We start from the raw sequence: 514 nt of genomic DNA, 5'->3' as shown, positions 1-514 counted from the left end.
GGATACGCGAAGTGCTCGTCAATCTGTTGGTCACCGTGGCGCTGTGGGTGATGGCCCTGCGAGTCTGGGCTCTGGCCGAGCGCGCCTTCTCCTGGGGGGACGTGACCGAGTTTCTGCGCATTCCCTATGGTTATCTGATCGGGTTGATCTCGATCATGTTGGCACTCTCGGCCCTGCTGACCCTGGCACGGGCGATCCTCTATCTACTGGAAGGTTTCAAGGTGATCAAGCGAGGCGGCCCGTTGAGCCCTGGAGGGAACCATGACTGAAGCGCTCTATGGATTTGCTGCCCTGCTGGTACTGGTGTTCCTGCGGGTGCCGCTGGCCTTCGCGATGGGCATCGTGGGCTTTGCCGGCTTCTACTACCTGACCGGCAACGTGAATGCCGCCGAGGCGATGGCGGCCCGGCGAGTGGTGGATACCGCCATGGATTACGGGCTGTCGGTGATCCCGCTGTTTATCCTGATGGGCAACTTCGTTTCCCATGCCGGGCTATCTGACGCCCTGTTTCGGG

The 514-nt window shown here is 61.3% G+C and carries 1 protein-coding gene and 1 pseudogene; both read left to right on the top strand.

Annotation, left to right across the window (positions count from 1 at the left end; genetic code table 11):
* A pseudogene (locus IOC61_RS15870) lies at window positions 1-269 on the top strand (TRAP transporter small permease); the annotation flags it as partial.
* Window positions 262-514 (top strand): TRAP transporter large permease subunit (locus IOC61_RS15865; protein ID WP_195689693.1); only part of this gene is annotated, 253 nt, incomplete at its 3' end. The pseudogene IOC61_RS15870 and the gene IOC61_RS15865, both read left to right, overlap by 8 nt.

The sequence above is a fragment of the Halomonas sp. KAO genome, assembly GCF_015595025.1.
In the GTDB taxonomy this organism is placed as follows: domain Bacteria; phylum Pseudomonadota; class Gammaproteobacteria; order Pseudomonadales; family Halomonadaceae; genus Halomonas.
Note: the sequence above shows the minus strand (reverse complement) of the source record. Positions and strands in the feature narration are given on the sequence as shown.